Here is a 14,391-nt window from a genome sequence, read left to right as displayed (position 1 = left end):
CCTTTTCCCGTCAATCGCTGAACAAGTTGCGGCGGTGGCGGACCACGCCATGTTTGCGCGCCCGCACGACAACGAAATATCGCTGACGGTAGCGATATCAACCCAGGTCGGTGTGTCCGCTCCGGTTGTCGACCGCTCAGCTCACCAGGCGATCGGCCGAGAGCAGGTCGTGGTGCAGTTGCTGCACGTCAGCGCAGGGGTCAAGGCCCAGTTCCTCGTTCAAGGTGATCCGGAGGTTGCGATAGGCGTCCAGCGCGTCGCTGCGGCGGCCACTACGATCCAGCACCCGGATCAGCTGACCGTGTAACTCCTCATCGAGCGGATCGGTTGCGATCAGCGAGCGTAGCTCCCCGACCAGCTCACGATACATCCCGACCTCGATTTCAGCCTCGATCCGAAGGTACCGCGCATAACGTCGCTGCTCCTTCAGATCCACCGAAAAAGCCGCCAACCGAGCTCCGCATTTCACGTTCTCGAGCGGAGGACCCGACCATAACGACAACCCACTCCGAAAGAGGTCCGCCGTTTCCGCATAACGATGACGGCGCAAAGCCTCCCGACCCTCCTGGCACAACCGCTGGAACACGAACATATCGATCTGCTCAGGATCGACTCGCAACATATACCCCGTCGCCTTGGTGACCAGGACGTCCTCGCCCCTGTCCGCAAGCCCACCACTCTCGAAGATCCTTCTCAACTGATACACATACGTCTGCACCGTCGTCCGCGCACTCTGCGGCGGCGCCCCTGGCCATAGTTCCTCAACGATCGCATCGGTTTGCACCTGCTTACCCGCCCGCAGGACGACCATCGCCAGCAACTGCAACAGCTTCGGTGCCGTCGGCGTAAGGTCGGAGCTCCCCACCACGACCTCCACCGGCCCCAGCACCGCGAAACGCGCCCCCACACCCCCACCCGTAACTCCGACATCAGCCGAAACCGCACCCACAGCCCTCGTCCCGAACTCCTTCTGCGTTGCAGTACTCATCTTCGACCTCTTATCGATCCACGATCGAACGTGGATCCCGTTGGCACAGAGTTGGCCGTACATATCGGATCACGACGCCCCATGGCAGTGAAGTGCACCTGAGCACCCACAATGCCACCCGCCCCTCTTACGGCGATCTCACCCGCCGGATCGAACTCTCATTCCGCTCTCACCCGAGTGCCGGTTGGCCGACCTGGTGGACCGCCGCCTCCGTAACGATGTTTCCGGCCCGACACATGGAGTGCACGAGGGCGCGGTCGGCGCGCGAGACAGCCGGGTAGCGAGCATTCGACTACGTTGTCGAGCAGAGGCTGTTGACCGGCGACGAATGGGAAGCAAAATGAGCCAGATCTGCGAAGGCCGGGTAGCGATCGTCACCGGCGGAGGCCGCGGGCTCGGCCGGGCGCACGCGCATGCGCTGGCGTCCGAGGGCGCCGCCGTGGTGGTCAATGACATCGGCGCCGCCCTCGATGGCTCGAAGGCGCAGGACTCCCCCGCCGGCGGGATCGCGCAGGAGGTCGCGGACGAGATCCGGCAAGCGGGCGGGCAGGCGATCGCCAACACCGACGACGTCACCTCATGGGCCGGCGCCGAGCGCCTCGTCCAGTCGGCCGTCGCCGCGTTCGGGCGGCTGGACGCGCTGGTCTGCAACGCGGGCAACCTACTCGATCGTGACCTCGTCGACATGTCGCAGCAGGACTGGGAGCTCGTGATCTCGGTCCACCTGAACGGGCACGCCGCCCCGCTACATCATGCGGCAAGGCACTGGCGCGCGGTCGCCGAGGAGACGGGCGAACCGTCCGGTGGACGCGCGGTGCTCACCACGTCGACCGCGGGCATCTGGGGCGCCGCCGGGCGAACGAACTACAACAGCGCCAAGGCGGGCATCGTGCTCCTGGGCCGTAGCGCGGCACTCGAACTCGCTCGCTACGGGGTGTGCGTCAACGTCATCGCGCCGTACGCGCGAACCCGCATGACGATCAGCCTCGCCCCCGACCTGGCGCAGGTGCCGCCGCCCGACCGGTTCGACCCATGGGATCCGGGGAACGTATCGCCGCTTGTGGTCTGGTTGTGCTCCGCGGAGGCCGCGCCCGTCACCGGCGAGGTCTTCGAGATCCACGCTCAGCACATCGGGATCATCGAGCCGTCGCGGCACGGCCCGCGGACCGAGATCGAAGGTCGCGGGAAACCCACCGAGCTCGGCCAACTGGTCGAACGCCTGCTGGCCGAGAGGTCCGAAGCGGCACATTGACCCTTGACCGACCGATGGCCCCTCGGTGTTGCGAGGGGCCATCGGACATTCTCGTGCCGTTACCTCACGTCGTGAGTTTCTCCTCGACGAGGTCGGGAGGAGCCGCCTCGTCGGCGGCGTCTCCCGTCCCTTCGGGCTCACCGCTACCACTGACGTTCGCGTTGCGGAGCAGGGTCAAGCCGATGGCGGCAAGACCGATCATGATCAAAGCGCTGACACCTGATGCGACGTTGAACCCGTTGGTGAAGGCTTCCCTGGCCACACCGAGCACACCACTGCCGAGCTGCTCGGAAACGGTGGTGGCGCCGGCGAGAGTGTCGCCTGCCGTCTCCGCCGCCTGGTCGGGCGCACCGGCCAGGACGGAGCCGTCCACCTGGCCGCGGTAGACCGCGAGCGCGATGCTGCCGAGCATGGCGGCGCCAAGCGCCATACCCAGCTCGTTACTGGTCTCCGAGATCGCCGCGGCCGAACCGGACCGCTCGACCGGGGCGGACCCGACGACGAGCCCGGTGCCGAGAACCATCAGCGGGGCCATGCCGAGCGTCACGATCGTGGCGCCGATGGCCAGCATCAACGCCCCTGACGACGCCCCGACGAAGGTCAGGATCAGGAAACCGACGGCCGAGAACAGCAGTCCGCCCGAGATGACGTGGGAATCCTTCAGCTTGCGCACCAGCAGCGGTGCCAGGTTGACGCCGACAAGGGTGCCGCCGACGAACGGGATCATCCATAGACCGGCCACGAACGGCGACAGTCCCTCGACCAGCTGCAGATACTGGGTGAAGAACATCGTGAGCCCGGACAGTGTGACCAGCATCAGCAACATCATGGTCAGCGCACCGCTGAAAGCACGGCTGGAGAACAGCTTCATGTCCACCAGCGGGTCGACCAGGCCCCGCTGCCTTCGCACGAAGACCCACCCGACGCCAAGGCCCGCCACGATCATGGCGATCGGTAGCACACCCCAGCCGTCCCTGGCGATCTCCTTGAAGCCGTAGACGATCGGCAGGATGGCGGCCATGGAAAGGGCGACGCTCGTCAGGTCGATCCGGCCGGCGGCCTTCGGCGCACGGTACTCCGGCAGCAGTATCGGTGCGGCCACCAGCAGCAGCACCATCACCGGCACGCCGAGCAGGAACACCGAACCCCACCAGAAGCTCTGCAGCAGGATCCCGCCGATAACCGGACCGACGATGGCGCCGACGGTGAAGGCGGTTGCCCACAGGCCGATCGCGCTGGCACGCTGCTTGGCATCCTTGAACATGTTGCTGATCAACGACAAAGTGGACGGCTGCAGCGTCGCGCCTGCGACACCGAGCAGTGCCCGCGCCCCGATCAGCATTTCCGGGCTGGTGGAGTACGCGGACAGCAATGAGGCGATGCCGAACGCGCTGGCCCCGATCATCAGCAGTTTCCTGCGTCCGATTCGGTCGCCGACGTTGCCCATCGTGACCAGGAACCCCGCGATCACGAACGGGTAGATGTCCACAATCCACAGCATCTCGGTGCTGGACGGTCCAAGATCCGCACTGAGCTGCGGCAGCGCCATGTACAGCACGGTCAGGTCCATGGAAATCAGCAAAGTGGGCAGCGCCAGCACGGCGAGCCCGGTCCATTCCCTCCATCCGGCCCGCTGGCCGGGTACCGGGAGAACAGGTGCAGACATGAGGTCAGGCCTTTCTCGGTTGTCGTGAAACGCTCGGGGTCGTATGGATTCGCTCAGCCGTCATAGGGGCGTGCCGCGCGAGCGTCCCTGAGCGCCTGTGCCCACCAGATGAGCTGGTCCAGCATCACCTTTGCCGCGGCATTGCAGCCTTCGACGTCGACGGGCTGGCCCTCGACGTCGAACAGATCCCAGCAGTCGTGGAAGCTCACCGTGTCGCGGATGGTGGTGGCGTGCAGTGAGGGGAGAATCTGGCGCAGCTGTTGCACGGCGCGCAGTCCCCCGGCGATGCCGCCGTAGGAGACGAAGGCGACGGGTTTGGCCTTCCACTCATCGACGTACCAGTCGATGGCGTTCTTCAACGACGCGGGAACACTGTGGTTGTACTCGGGCGTCACCATGACGAACCCGTCCGCAGAAGCCAGATACGGCGCCAGATCCTGAACCGCCTGTGGTGCGGCGCCCCCGTCGCCGAGTACCTCGGGCAAGAAGGCACTGGCGAGGTCGATGACGTCGACGTCGAGTTCGGAGCGCTTGCTTGCCTCGGCGGCGATCCAGCCGGCTGGGATGGGGCCGAAGCGGTCTTTACGGATACTGCCGATGATGACCGCCACCCGCAGACGGTTTTCGATCATTTCAGCTCCCTTCACACCGTCGGGGACGGTTCCTCGACCTTTGTTCGTGCCCAAAGCGTGGGCGTGCGGGCTCTCGGTCGACTGTTGGCCCGGTCTCGGTCACCCGATATCCACCGGTACCGGCTGAAACGGTTCACTGACGTTGCGCTGCGTTATAGTTGCCGTATGCGGTTCGGAGTGCTTGGTCCGCTCGAGGTGTGGACAGACGACGGGACGTCGGTCAGAGTCCCCGAGCTCAAGGTTCGCGCCCTGCTGGCCGACCTCCTGGTGCACCAGGGACGGCCGGTGTCGGCGGACCGGCTCACCGACGACCTCTGGGGCGCGAAGCAACCAAGCAATCCGGCGAACGTGTTGCAGAGCAAGGTGTGGCAGTTACGACGAGCGCTGGAGAAAGCGGAACCCGGTGGGCGGGAGCTCGTGGTGTCCCGGCCACCGGGATACCTGCTCGAGGTGGATTCCGGGGCGGTGGACGCGGGCCGGTTCCAGGACCTGACGGCGCGGGTACAGGCGACAGCGGATCCGCGCGCCAAGGCCGCACTGCTCGCCGACGCCCTGGCGCTGTGGCGGGGTCCCCCGTTCGTCGACTTCGGCGACGAGGAGTTCAGCCGGTCCGAGATCGCCCGGCTGGAGGAGCGACGGCTCACCGCGCTGGAGGAGCAGGCCGAAACCCGGCTCGAGCTGGGTGAACATGGCCTGCTCGCGGACGAGATGGGCGACCTGGTCACCCAGCACCCGCTGCGGGAACGGCTGCGGACCGCACATGTACGCGCGCTCTACCGGGCTGGACGGCAGAGCGAGGCGCTGAACAGCTACTGTGACTTGCGCGACCGCCTCGCCGAGGAACTCGGCCTTGACCCCAGGCCCGAACTGGCGGCCCTGTACCAGGCGATCCTCGAGCAGGATCCGGCCTTGGAAGCCGTGCCATCCCCTGTCACCACCGCGGCAAGGCCGCCGACGAACCTGCCCGCGCCGCTCACCGACCTGATCGGCAGGGACGGCGAGACGGCCGAAGTCCGTGCGACTCTGGACGCACGCAGGCTGGTGACCCTCACCGGTCCCGGCGGGGTCGGCAAGACCAGGGTCGCCGTGGAAACGGCCACCCAGCTGGTCGACACCTTCCCGGACGGGGTGTGGCTCGCCGAGTTCGCCGCACTCGACCCGTCCGCACTCACCGAGGTGGCCGAGGTGGTGGCGGCGGTCCTCGGCGTTCGCGATCACCCGCCGGCCAGCCCCGTGCCGATGGGCCCCTCGTCCCATGAGGAGCCGACCCCGCTGACCGAATGGCTGGTCGGCGTTCTGCACAACAAGCGCCTGCTGCTGGTGCTGGACAACTGCGAGCACGCGATCGAGCCGGTCGCCAAGCTGAGCGAGCTGCTGCTCAGGAACGCTCCCGGATTGCGGATACTGGCAACCAGCCAGGAGCCCCTCGGCATCTCCGGTGAACAGGTGCGGGTAGTGCCGCCACTGGAACTGCCCTCGGCCGCGGAACAGACCGAGTCCGCGGCGTTGCACCGGTTCAGCGCGGTACAGCTGTTCGTGGCACGCGCGGCGGCCGCCTCCGGTTTCACCCTCGACGCGGACAACTCGGCCGCCGTCGCCGCGATCTGCCAGCGGCTGGACGGGATTCCGCTCGCACTGGAGATGGCGGCTACCCGGGTGCGGGCACTGGGAGTGCACGAACTGGCCGCGCGCCTCGACGACCGGTTCCACCTGCTGGCCACCGGGGAGCGGGACGCCCCGCAGCGGCAGCGGACCCTGCGCGCGATCATCGATTGGAGCTGGGAGCTGCTCGGCGACAAGGAACGCGCGGTGCTGCGCAGGCTGGCCGTGCACTCCGACGGCTGCACACTCGCGGCCGCCGAGGAGCTCTGCGCAACGGACGGCACGGACGGGACAGAGGTACTCGATCTGCTGGCCCGCCTTGTCGACTGCTCGCTGGTCGTGATGACCGACGGTACGGAAGGACCCCGGTACCGGCTGCTGGAATCGGTCGCTGCCTACTGCGTCGAACGCCTCGAGGAGGCCGGCGAGCTCGAAACCATCCGGCTGCGCCACCGGCGCTATTACCTCGACCTGGCCGAACGCGCCGAGCCGCACCTGCACGGCCACGCCCAGCGCCAGTGGCTGCGACGCCTCGATGCCGAAACCGCCAACCTCCGTTCCGCGCTCGAGGGCCTGGTACAGCAAGGGGACGCGGTCTCTGCTGTGCGGCTGGCCAACGCGCTGACCTGGTACTGGAACCTGCGCGGCAGGCACGGCGAAGCCTGGCGGTCGCTGACCACCGCGCTGTCCGTCGAGGGCGAGGTGCCCGCGGCGGCACGCGCCAAGGCCACGGCCTGGCAGGCCGGTTTCCGGTTGCTGATCGGCGGTGGCGGCACCGACCCGGTGGAAGAGCGCAGGGCCGCGCTGCAACAGTACGACGAGATCGACGACCCGGGTGGCCTGGCCAGGGCCGAGCTGTTCCTTGGCTCCAGCCTGTACGGAATCGGTGATCTTTCGGTCAGCGAGGACCTGATGGACAGGGCGCTGGCGGCGTTCCGCGTCCTCGGCGACCGCTGGGGCACGGCCGCGGTGCTGAGTACCCGGAGTTTCCAGGCGAAGCTCCGCGGCGACTTCGCGGCGCTCAAGCGCAACGGCGAGCAGAGCCTCGCACTGTTCCGTGAGCTCGGCGACCACTGGGGCCAGTTGCAGGCCATCGCCCCGCTCGCGACGCTGGCCGAGGTCATGGGTGACTACGAGCAGGCGGGTAGGCTGCACCGGGACGCGCTGCGCATCGCCGAGGATTTCAAACTCTGGCCGGAGGTCTCCTTCACCTTGTCCGGGCTCGGCCGGATCGCCCTGCTGACCCGCAACTACGTGCAGGCCAGGGAGTTCCACGAGCGCGCGAGGCGGCTGGCCATCGAACAGTCCGACAAGTTCGGGGAGCAGTTTGCCGAGATCGGACTCGGCCTCGGCGCGCGCAGGGAGGGAAAGTTCGAGCTCGCCGAGACGCATTTCCGCGACGTGCTCGAACTGCACCGCCAAATGGGTTACGAGCCGAGCATACCGTCACTGATTCTGGCCGAACTCGGTTTCATCGCCGAACTGCGGGGCGACCTCGAGGCCGCACGAACAGCACAACTGGACGGCCTCACCGCCGCACTCGGCAGCGGAGATCCCAGGTCGGTCGCGCTCGCGCTGGAAGGCCTTGCCGGTGTGCAGGCCGCAGCCGGCCATCCCGGCCACGCCGCCCGGCTGCTGGGCGCAGGCGCCGCGGCAAGGGAATCGGTTGGAGCGCCACTCCCGGCCGGTGAACGCGGCGACGTGGACCGCGTCACCGCGAAGGCGGAAGCCATCATCGGCGCGGACGCCTTCGCCGCCGAGTTCGAGCGCGGCCGCGAACTCGACCCGGACGAGTATCTCAGCGACCCGCACACCGTCATGGCGGCCGAGTCACGCTCCTGAGCGATCGGTACCGGTCGGCAGACCTGACAAACTCCGGGCTTGTCGAAAAGAACGTCTCCGCCCATCCGCTTACACTGAGAGGGTTATTCAGAACGACCCAGCGACCGCGGGCCGCCAGGCCCATGGTCACCGCGGCGCGCAGCGCCACCGTGTGGGTGGTGGTGGGCGACGGGCGGGAGGTCGTTGCAGGTCACAGCAGTGGTGACGCACGCTACGGACCTGAATAACCCGACATTTGAATAAGACACTGACTCAACACGAAATAACCGAGCACGCGTGCGGACCTACTGACGTTTTTGTGAGTCTCAGCCGTTCGGCCACCGCGCACAACTCCGAGCAGGAGATATCATTGCCATGACCTCGACCTCCCCGGACACTCGGGCCCCCACATCGCGACTGCCTTCGCTCACCGGCATGCGGTTCCTCGCCGTGATCGCAGTCTTTCTCTACCATTCATACTACCTGCAGCCTTTCGGCGATACCGGCGTTTCCAAGGTAGCAGAGTTCTTGTTCTCAAAGGCCAACGGCATCGGCGTGAGCTTCTTCTTCATTCTCAGTGGATTCGTCCTCGCCTGGTCCGTTCGCGCCAACGACACCCCAGCCCGGTTCTGGCGCAGGCGAGTCGTCAAGATCTATCCAAACCACGTCGTCACCTGGTTAATCGCGCTCGTGCTCGCGTTTTCCGTCGGCCAGGCGCTCACGGGCGCGCAGATCTTCTCGAACCTGTTCCTCGTGCAGGCATGGTTCCCCTCGATGGAGATCATGTTCTCCTTGAACGAGGTCAGCTGGTCACTGGCCTGCGAAATATTCTTTTATCTGATGTTCCCGGTTCTTTTCGTGCTCGCCAAGAAGATTCCGGCGGCGCGACTCTGGCTCTGTGTCGGCGTCGTCATAGCCGCGATCTTCGCTCTGATCTTCGTGGCGACGCTCCTCCCCCAGGACGGAATGGACACCTGGCAGGGCTGGCTGCTCTACACGCTGCCACCCGCCCGCGCGCTCGAGTTCGTGGTCGGCATCCTGATGGCGCGTATCGTCATCGCCAAACGATGGATTCCGCTCGGCCTGGGACCGGCATTCCTTCTCCTCGCCGCCGGCTACGGAGCCTTGCTGCTGACGCCGTCGCCGTACCACGCCGTCGCGCCGACAATCATTCCCCTCGCGCTCATCATTCCCGCCGCCGCCACCGCGGACCTCCGTAACCTTCCATCGTTCCTCCGCGGTCGGGTTTTCGTCTGGCTCGGTGAGATCTCCTTTGCCTTCTACCTGGTGCACCGCCTGGTCCAGATGTACGGCGAGATGGCACTGGGCGACCCCGAACAAACCTGGGGCACCGCGCAGGCGATCGGGCTGCTCGCGGTCTCCTTCGTGATCTCCTTGCTGCTGGCGTGGTTGCTGCACATCACCGTTGAACGCCCCATGATGAAGCGCTTCGCGAGCAGTAAGAAGCCGAAGCCGGAGAACCGCCCCGGCCCCGACAAGGTCGGAGTCTCCGGGTGAGCCCGGGCCGCGTGCCTGCCTCCCCGGCGAAGTAAGCAGTCCTGAGTCACTTCCGACTGGTAGGGGTCACCATGACAGCGAGCGCCAGCCTCACGACGTCGACAGGAATCATGAAGACCTTCGGGAGCTTCGCGAGGCTGGTCAAGTATCAGTTCGTTCTCGACTTCTTCCTCGCTCTGATCATCATGTGGACAGCGCTGGAACCGGCCTCACGGTTCGCCGGTGACACCCTGCTCACCTTGCTGTTCTTCGGCCTTGGTCAAGCCGGCGTGCTCTTCGCGGTGATGACACTCGACGACGTGACCGGCAGCAAGGACGGCAGCGACAGCGCCAACTATCAGGACGCGAGCAAGACACAGTCACGTCCGTTGAAGCGCAAGCCGCTGCTCACCGGCGAACTGACCGTCCGTCAGGCTCAGCTGTACGGCTACCTCAGCCTGGCCTTCGGTGCCCTGTGGTGGACCATCACCATCGTCCATACACCGAACAAGTCCCTGTGGGCCATCCTGATCACCGTATTGCTGCTGACCCTCAGCGTGCAGTACTCGTGGGGTCTGAAACTCAGTTACCGGGGCCTTGGCGAACTGCTGCTGCTGTTCTCCGCATCAGCATTCGTCTTGGCACCCTACGGTCTCGCCACGGGAGCCTTGCCGGCCCTCGTGCTGACCGAGGGCCTGCTGTTCGGGTTCGGGCAGTTACTCATCGCCGGATACTCCAACACCAACGACATCAGCGGGGACGCCGCGGCAGGCCGCCGCACCATCGCCGTACTGACCTCAGCGCGCGGAAACAAGATCTTCCTCGGCATCCTGACCGCGGCCAACCTGCTGGTGATCGTGGTTCCCGTGGTGACGGGCTGGATTCCGTGGTGGTTCGTCGTGACCGCGGCACCGCTCATCGTGCTCCGGCTGCGCCAGTACGGCTCCTTCATACACAACGGTCACGCGCTGCTGGCACGCAGCAGGGGTGTGGTCACCTTCCGCACCACCGTGGCCTGCGTGCTCCTGTTCAACGTCATTCATTTCGGACTCTGACGCGCCCGGGGATCCGGCTGCTTCGGCATCGCGACCGCGGAGCCGGTACCCGTCTTCGTCATCCAGCTGGCCACCTGCACCCGGGAGGTGCAGTCCAGCTTGCGCATGATCTTGCGGATATGGTTGACAGCGGTCCATTCCGCGATGCCGAGGCGCCGGCCGATCTCGCGGTTGGTCATTCCGCCTGCCACCAGCCCGGCCACTTCCAGCTCCCGGCAGGTCAGCGGGCTGTCCGCGGTCAGCCCGCGCAGCCGAGCGACCTGCGGGCTCTGCGCCGGGGTGAGCGCCTCGGCGATGGCCGCCTCCGGCTCCAGCGCGGCGCCTTCCGCCCAACATTCATAAATGGCATGGTCACCAAGACGTACCCTGGCCTCTGCCACAGCGCCGTCCACGGCGAGCTGCGCGGGCTGCGGTGCCACGCACCCGGTGGTGGCACGCAGGTCCGATGCGGTCCCCAGTGCGCGCGCGGCCCTCCGCCAGCTCTCGGTGATCCGGCCGTGGCTGCTGGTCAGCAGGATCGCCGACTTCTCGAGGCCGATCGCGCAGGCTGACAGGTCACCGAGCTCGTCAAGCTCCCGGAGGGACATGTCGTAGAGCCGCCCGGCCTCATCTCGATCAGCCAGGTCGAGAGCGACATCGGCCAGGACGTACCGCGTCAGCGCGACGTTGCGTAGGTCTTGTTGCCGGAGGAAATCCGCGAGCGCGGCCTCGGCCGCCTCCTTGGCCGCCTTGAGGTTGCCCGAGGCACGGTGGCAGTCGGCAAGGTCTCGCATCGCCATCGCATGTTCGCGTGTCAGGTCAAGAGCCTGGAACGCGACGACGCTCTCGTCGAGCACCCGCTCGGCTTCGGCCAGGTCCCCGTGGTAGTAGGCGGCCAGCCCCAACCGGTTCAGGCAGGTGGCATCGCCCCGCGGGTCCCCCAGCTCCTGGTATCTGCCGCGGGCACTGGTCAGGCACTTCACGGCGGCCTCCTGCTCGCCGGTCCACAGCATGAGCTCGCCAAGCACCGCCTCGCCCTTGGCCGCGAGGTGTTCCGGCAGCCCTTCGGTGCCGAGGCCTTCCTTCAGCCAGTGCTTGCCGCTGGTGGCTTTGCCCCGGCCGAGCCAGTACAAGCGCAGCGCGGAGGCGAGGCTCACCGCGCGGGCACCGTCGCCCGCGCTGGTCAGGAAACGCAGCGCGACCTCCACAGCACCGTGCCAGGACTCAAGTCGGTGGAGCCATCGTGCCTGCCCGGGACCGGCCAACGCGGATTCCGCGGTCTCGGCCATGTCCAGGAAGTAGTCGGCGTGGCCGCGCAGGACGCGCTCGTAGTCACCCGTCTGCCGCAGCCACTGCAGTACGTACAGTCGCGTGAGTCCGAACATGCTGAAGGTGAGGTCCCCGTCAAGGCATTCCCCCGTTTGCAGCAGGTTCCTGTCCACGAGCTGTTCCAGAAACCGGTGTGTCTCGGCCGCGCCGGTCCGTGCCACTCCCCCGGCCGCGTCGAGATCGAACTGATCCGGGAACAACGCGAGGCTGCCAAGGAACATCTGCTCGTCGTTGCGCAGCCGCTTCAAACTCCACGCGACCGCCGCACGCATGCAGTGGTGCCGGGACAGCGTGTCGGATCCTGTTCCGGAGAGGCGGGCCAAGTCACCGTCCAACGTCGCCAGCAGGTTCTGCGGCGACGACAGCTTCATTTGCGCCGCCGCGAGCTCGATCGCCAGCGGCAGGCCGTCGGTCAGCACGGACAGCCTGGCAACCGCTTCGCGGTTCTCAGTGGTCAGCGTGAAGCCCGGCCGCACCGCTCTGGTCCGCTGCACGAACAGCAGGACGGCCGGTACCTGCTGCAACGCGGCCAGATCGTCGCACCGCCTTGGATCAGGAACCGGCAGCGGCGTCAACCTGAACAGCGCCTCGCCGTACACCCGTAGCGGCTCGAGGCTGACGACGAGCGTCGACAGCCGAGGACAGGCCGTGACCAGGGCGGCGAGCAACGAGGGCAGCATCTCCATCAGATGCTCGCAACCGTCGAGTACCAGCAGGAAGTGCTTGTCGCGCAGGTAGCTCACCACGCGCTCCTGCGCCGTGGCGGCCTCGGTCCCGGCCTCGGCCTCGGCCATGGTGATCATCGCGGCGAGTACGCCGTCCGGCCGCAGCGGGTCCACGTCGGTCAGGTCGAGGAAACACCCACCATCTTCGAACTCGGGTGAAACATGCTCGAACAGCGCGGCGGCGAGCCGGCTCTTGCCAACACCTACCGGGCCGGTAACGGTGATCATCCGGCCGCCCGGACCGAGCAGCTCATCCCGGAGAGAACCGAACTCGACCGCACGGCCGACAAGCTCGGTGGGAGCATAGATCGAGGGGGCGCTCACTGTGTCGGCCGCAGCAGGAGCGCTCTTCGCGGATGTCGCTGTTGAGATGCGTGCATGGGTTCGTCCCGTCGGTGGCTACGTGTAGAACATGGCTCACCTCATCATCGACTGCGTGATCACATTTTCGCGCAGCTATCGGTGAGTGCGCAGCTCCCAGCCAACATCACCACTTCGTGCGGTATCCACCGCAGTGACAGCATTGGTGCAAGATCAGAGCCGAAGCCACCGCGACTAAAGGTCGATTGATCCTCGACGCGGAGGAAGTAGATCGGTCCCCTACATACCGACCGTCATCGCTACCATACCGTCGGCACAGGCGCCAGGGCAACAGCCGGGTCTCTACCCGGAAGAGGCACTCAGAGTGCAACCGGCAGGTCAGGCGATCGCGTCGGGATCGACCGCAATGCCCCTCTCCTCGGCGATGCGCACCGCTTCCTCGAGGAGGGCTTCGACGATCTCGGATTCGGGAACGGTCTTGATGACCTCGCCCTTGACGAAGATCTGACCCTTGCCGTTACCGGACGCCACTCCGAGGTCCGCCTCCCTTGCCTCGCCGGGGCCGTTGACGACACAGCCCATCACGGCCACCCGCAGCGGTACCGGGAAGCCCTCCAGTGCCGCGGATACTCGCTCGCTCAACGTGTGCACGTCCACCTGCGCGCGCCCACAGGACGGGCACGAGACGATGTCGAGGCCACGCTCCCTGAGCGCAAGGGACTCCAGGATCTGGTTGCCGACCTTGACCTCCTCGACCGGCGGGCAGGACAGCGACACCCGGATGGTGTCGCCGATCCCCTCGGCCAGCAATGCCCCGAAGGCCACCGCGGACTTGATCGTGCCCTGAAACTGCGGGCCGGCCTCGGTCACCCCGAGATGCAACGGATAGTCGCACCTGGCCGCCAGTCGCCGGTAGGCCTCGATCATCACAACCGGGTCATTATGCTTGACCGAGATCTTGATATCGCCAAAACCATGCTCCTCAAAAAGGGAGCACTCCCACAGCGCCGACTCGACCAGCGCGTCCGGGGTGGCTTTGCCGTATTTCTCGAGCAGCCGCTTGTCAAGCGACCCGGCGTTCACCCCGATCCGGATCGGAATTCCGGCGTCCGCGGCGGCTTTCGCGATATCACCTACCTTGTCGTCGAACTTCTTGATATTTCCGGGGTTCACCCGCACTGCCGCGCAGCCGGCGTCGATCGCCGCGAAAACATACTTGGGCTGGAAATGGATGTCCGCGATCACTGGAAGCTGCGACTTCTTCGCGATGATCGGAAGCGCCGCGGCGTCATCGGCCGATGGCACCGCGACCCGGACGATCTGGCAGCCGGCCGCGGTCAGCTCGGCGATCTGTTGCAAGGTGGCATCCACATCGGACGTCAGCGTGGTGGTCATCGACTGCACCGAAACGGGGGCCTTCCCGCCCACTGGTACCGATCCGACCATGATCTGACGCGACATACGCCGATTGGCAACAGAAAGCGGAACCTCTTCTTCTTTCGCACCGATTGTCGGTATGCCCAG

The 14,391-nt window shown here is 66.3% G+C and carries 9 protein-coding genes; 4 read left to right on the top strand and 5 right to left on the bottom strand.

Annotated elements, in window-relative coordinates:
* Window positions 1–136: 136 nt before the first annotated feature.
* Window positions 137–907, bottom strand: a complete 771-nt coding sequence (locus FB471_RS28570; protein WP_246076640.1) for an AfsR/SARP family transcriptional regulator — start codon at window positions 905–907, stop codon at window positions 137–139.
* A gap of 421 nt (window positions 908–1,328) precedes the next feature.
* Here FB471_RS28570 and FB471_RS28565 point away from each other — a divergent pair, with 421 nt between their 5' ends.
* On the top strand, window positions 1,329–2,240 hold the full coding sequence (locus FB471_RS28565; protein ID WP_142001389.1) for an SDR family NAD(P)-dependent oxidoreductase: 912 nt from the start codon (window positions 1,329–1,331) through the stop codon (window positions 2,238–2,240).
* A gap of 64 nt (window positions 2,241–2,304) precedes the next feature.
* On the opposite strand, the gene FB471_RS28560 is transcribed toward FB471_RS28565, so the two are convergent.
* Together FB471_RS28560 and FB471_RS28555 are read right to left on the bottom strand one after the other, a co-directional pair.
* On the bottom strand, window positions 2,305–3,906 hold the full coding sequence (locus FB471_RS28560) for an MFS transporter (RefSeq protein WP_142001388.1): 1,602 nt from the start codon (window positions 3,904–3,906) through the stop codon (window positions 2,305–2,307).
* 53 nt (window positions 3,907–3,959) lie between these two features.
* Window positions 3,960–4,538, bottom strand: coding sequence for an NADPH-dependent FMN reductase (locus FB471_RS28555; protein ID WP_142001387.1), 579 nt, complete (start codon window positions 4,536–4,538; stop codon window positions 3,960–3,962).
* Between the two features lie 165 nt (window positions 4,539–4,703).
* Between FB471_RS28555 and FB471_RS28550 the strand changes: the two genes are divergently transcribed.
* The 3 genes from FB471_RS28550 (at window position 4,704) to FB471_RS28540 (ending at window position 10,513) form a co-directional block, all read left to right on the top strand.
* Complete coding sequence (locus tag FB471_RS28550) at window positions 4,704–7,982, top strand: AfsR/SARP family transcriptional regulator (RefSeq protein ID WP_142001386.1); 3,279 nt, start codon at window positions 4,704–4,706, stop codon at window positions 7,980–7,982.
* A gap of 414 nt (window positions 7,983–8,396) precedes the next feature.
* Window positions 8,397–9,479 carry an acyltransferase family protein gene (locus tag FB471_RS28545; RefSeq protein ID WP_170220963.1) on the top strand — a complete coding sequence of 361 codons (1,083 nt, stop codon included), beginning with the start codon at window positions 8,397–8,399 and terminating at the stop codon, window positions 9,477–9,479.
* 110 nt (window positions 9,480–9,589) lie between these two features.
* On the top strand, window positions 9,590–10,513 hold the full coding sequence (locus FB471_RS28540) for a UbiA family prenyltransferase (protein ID WP_211358169.1): 924 nt from the start codon (window positions 9,590–9,592) through the stop codon (window positions 10,511–10,513).
* Here FB471_RS28540 and FB471_RS28535 read toward each other — a convergent pair.
* Together FB471_RS28535 and ispG are read right to left on the bottom strand one after the other, a co-directional pair.
* Window positions 10,498–12,870: an ATP-binding protein gene (locus tag FB471_RS28535; RefSeq protein WP_170220962.1), complete on the bottom strand. Its 2,373-nt coding sequence runs from the start codon at window positions 12,868–12,870 to the stop codon at window positions 10,498–10,500. The genes FB471_RS28540 and FB471_RS28535 overlap by 16 nt on opposite strands.
* A 375-nt stretch (window positions 12,871–13,245) precedes the next feature.
* On the bottom strand, window positions 13,246–14,391 hold the full coding sequence (gene ispG / locus FB471_RS28530; RefSeq protein ID WP_425457116.1) for a flavodoxin-dependent (E)-4-hydroxy-3-methylbut-2-enyl-diphosphate synthase: 1,146 nt from the start codon (window positions 14,389–14,391) through the stop codon (window positions 13,246–13,248).

The sequence above is a fragment of the Amycolatopsis cihanbeyliensis genome (genome assembly GCF_006715045.1).
In the GTDB taxonomy this organism is placed as follows: Bacteria; Actinomycetota; Actinomycetes; order Mycobacteriales; family Pseudonocardiaceae; genus Amycolatopsis; species Amycolatopsis cihanbeyliensis.
This window is presented reverse-complemented; position numbering and strand designations above follow the sequence as displayed.

Coding starts and splice junctions, on each gene's coding strand:
- FB471_RS28555 (WP_142001387.1), bottom strand. CDS start 4,538: ATGATCGAAAACCGTCTGCGGGTGGCGGTCATCATCGGCAGTATCCGT.
- FB471_RS28560 (WP_142001388.1), bottom strand. CDS start 3,906: ATGTCTGCACCTGTTCTCCCGGTACCCGGCCAGCGGGCCGGATGGAGG.
- FB471_RS28540 (WP_211358169.1), top strand. CDS start 9,590: ATGAAGACCTTCGGGAGCTTCGCGAGGCTGGTCAAGTATCAGTTCGTT.
- FB471_RS28550 (WP_142001386.1), top strand. CDS start 4,704: ATGCGGTTCGGAGTGCTTGGTCCGCTCGAGGTGTGGACAGACGACGGG.
- FB471_RS28545 (WP_170220963.1), top strand. CDS start 8,397: ATGCGGTTCCTCGCCGTGATCGCAGTCTTTCTCTACCATTCATACTAC.
- FB471_RS28565 (WP_142001389.1), top strand. CDS start 1,329: ATGAGCCAGATCTGCGAAGGCCGGGTAGCGATCGTCACCGGCGGAGGC.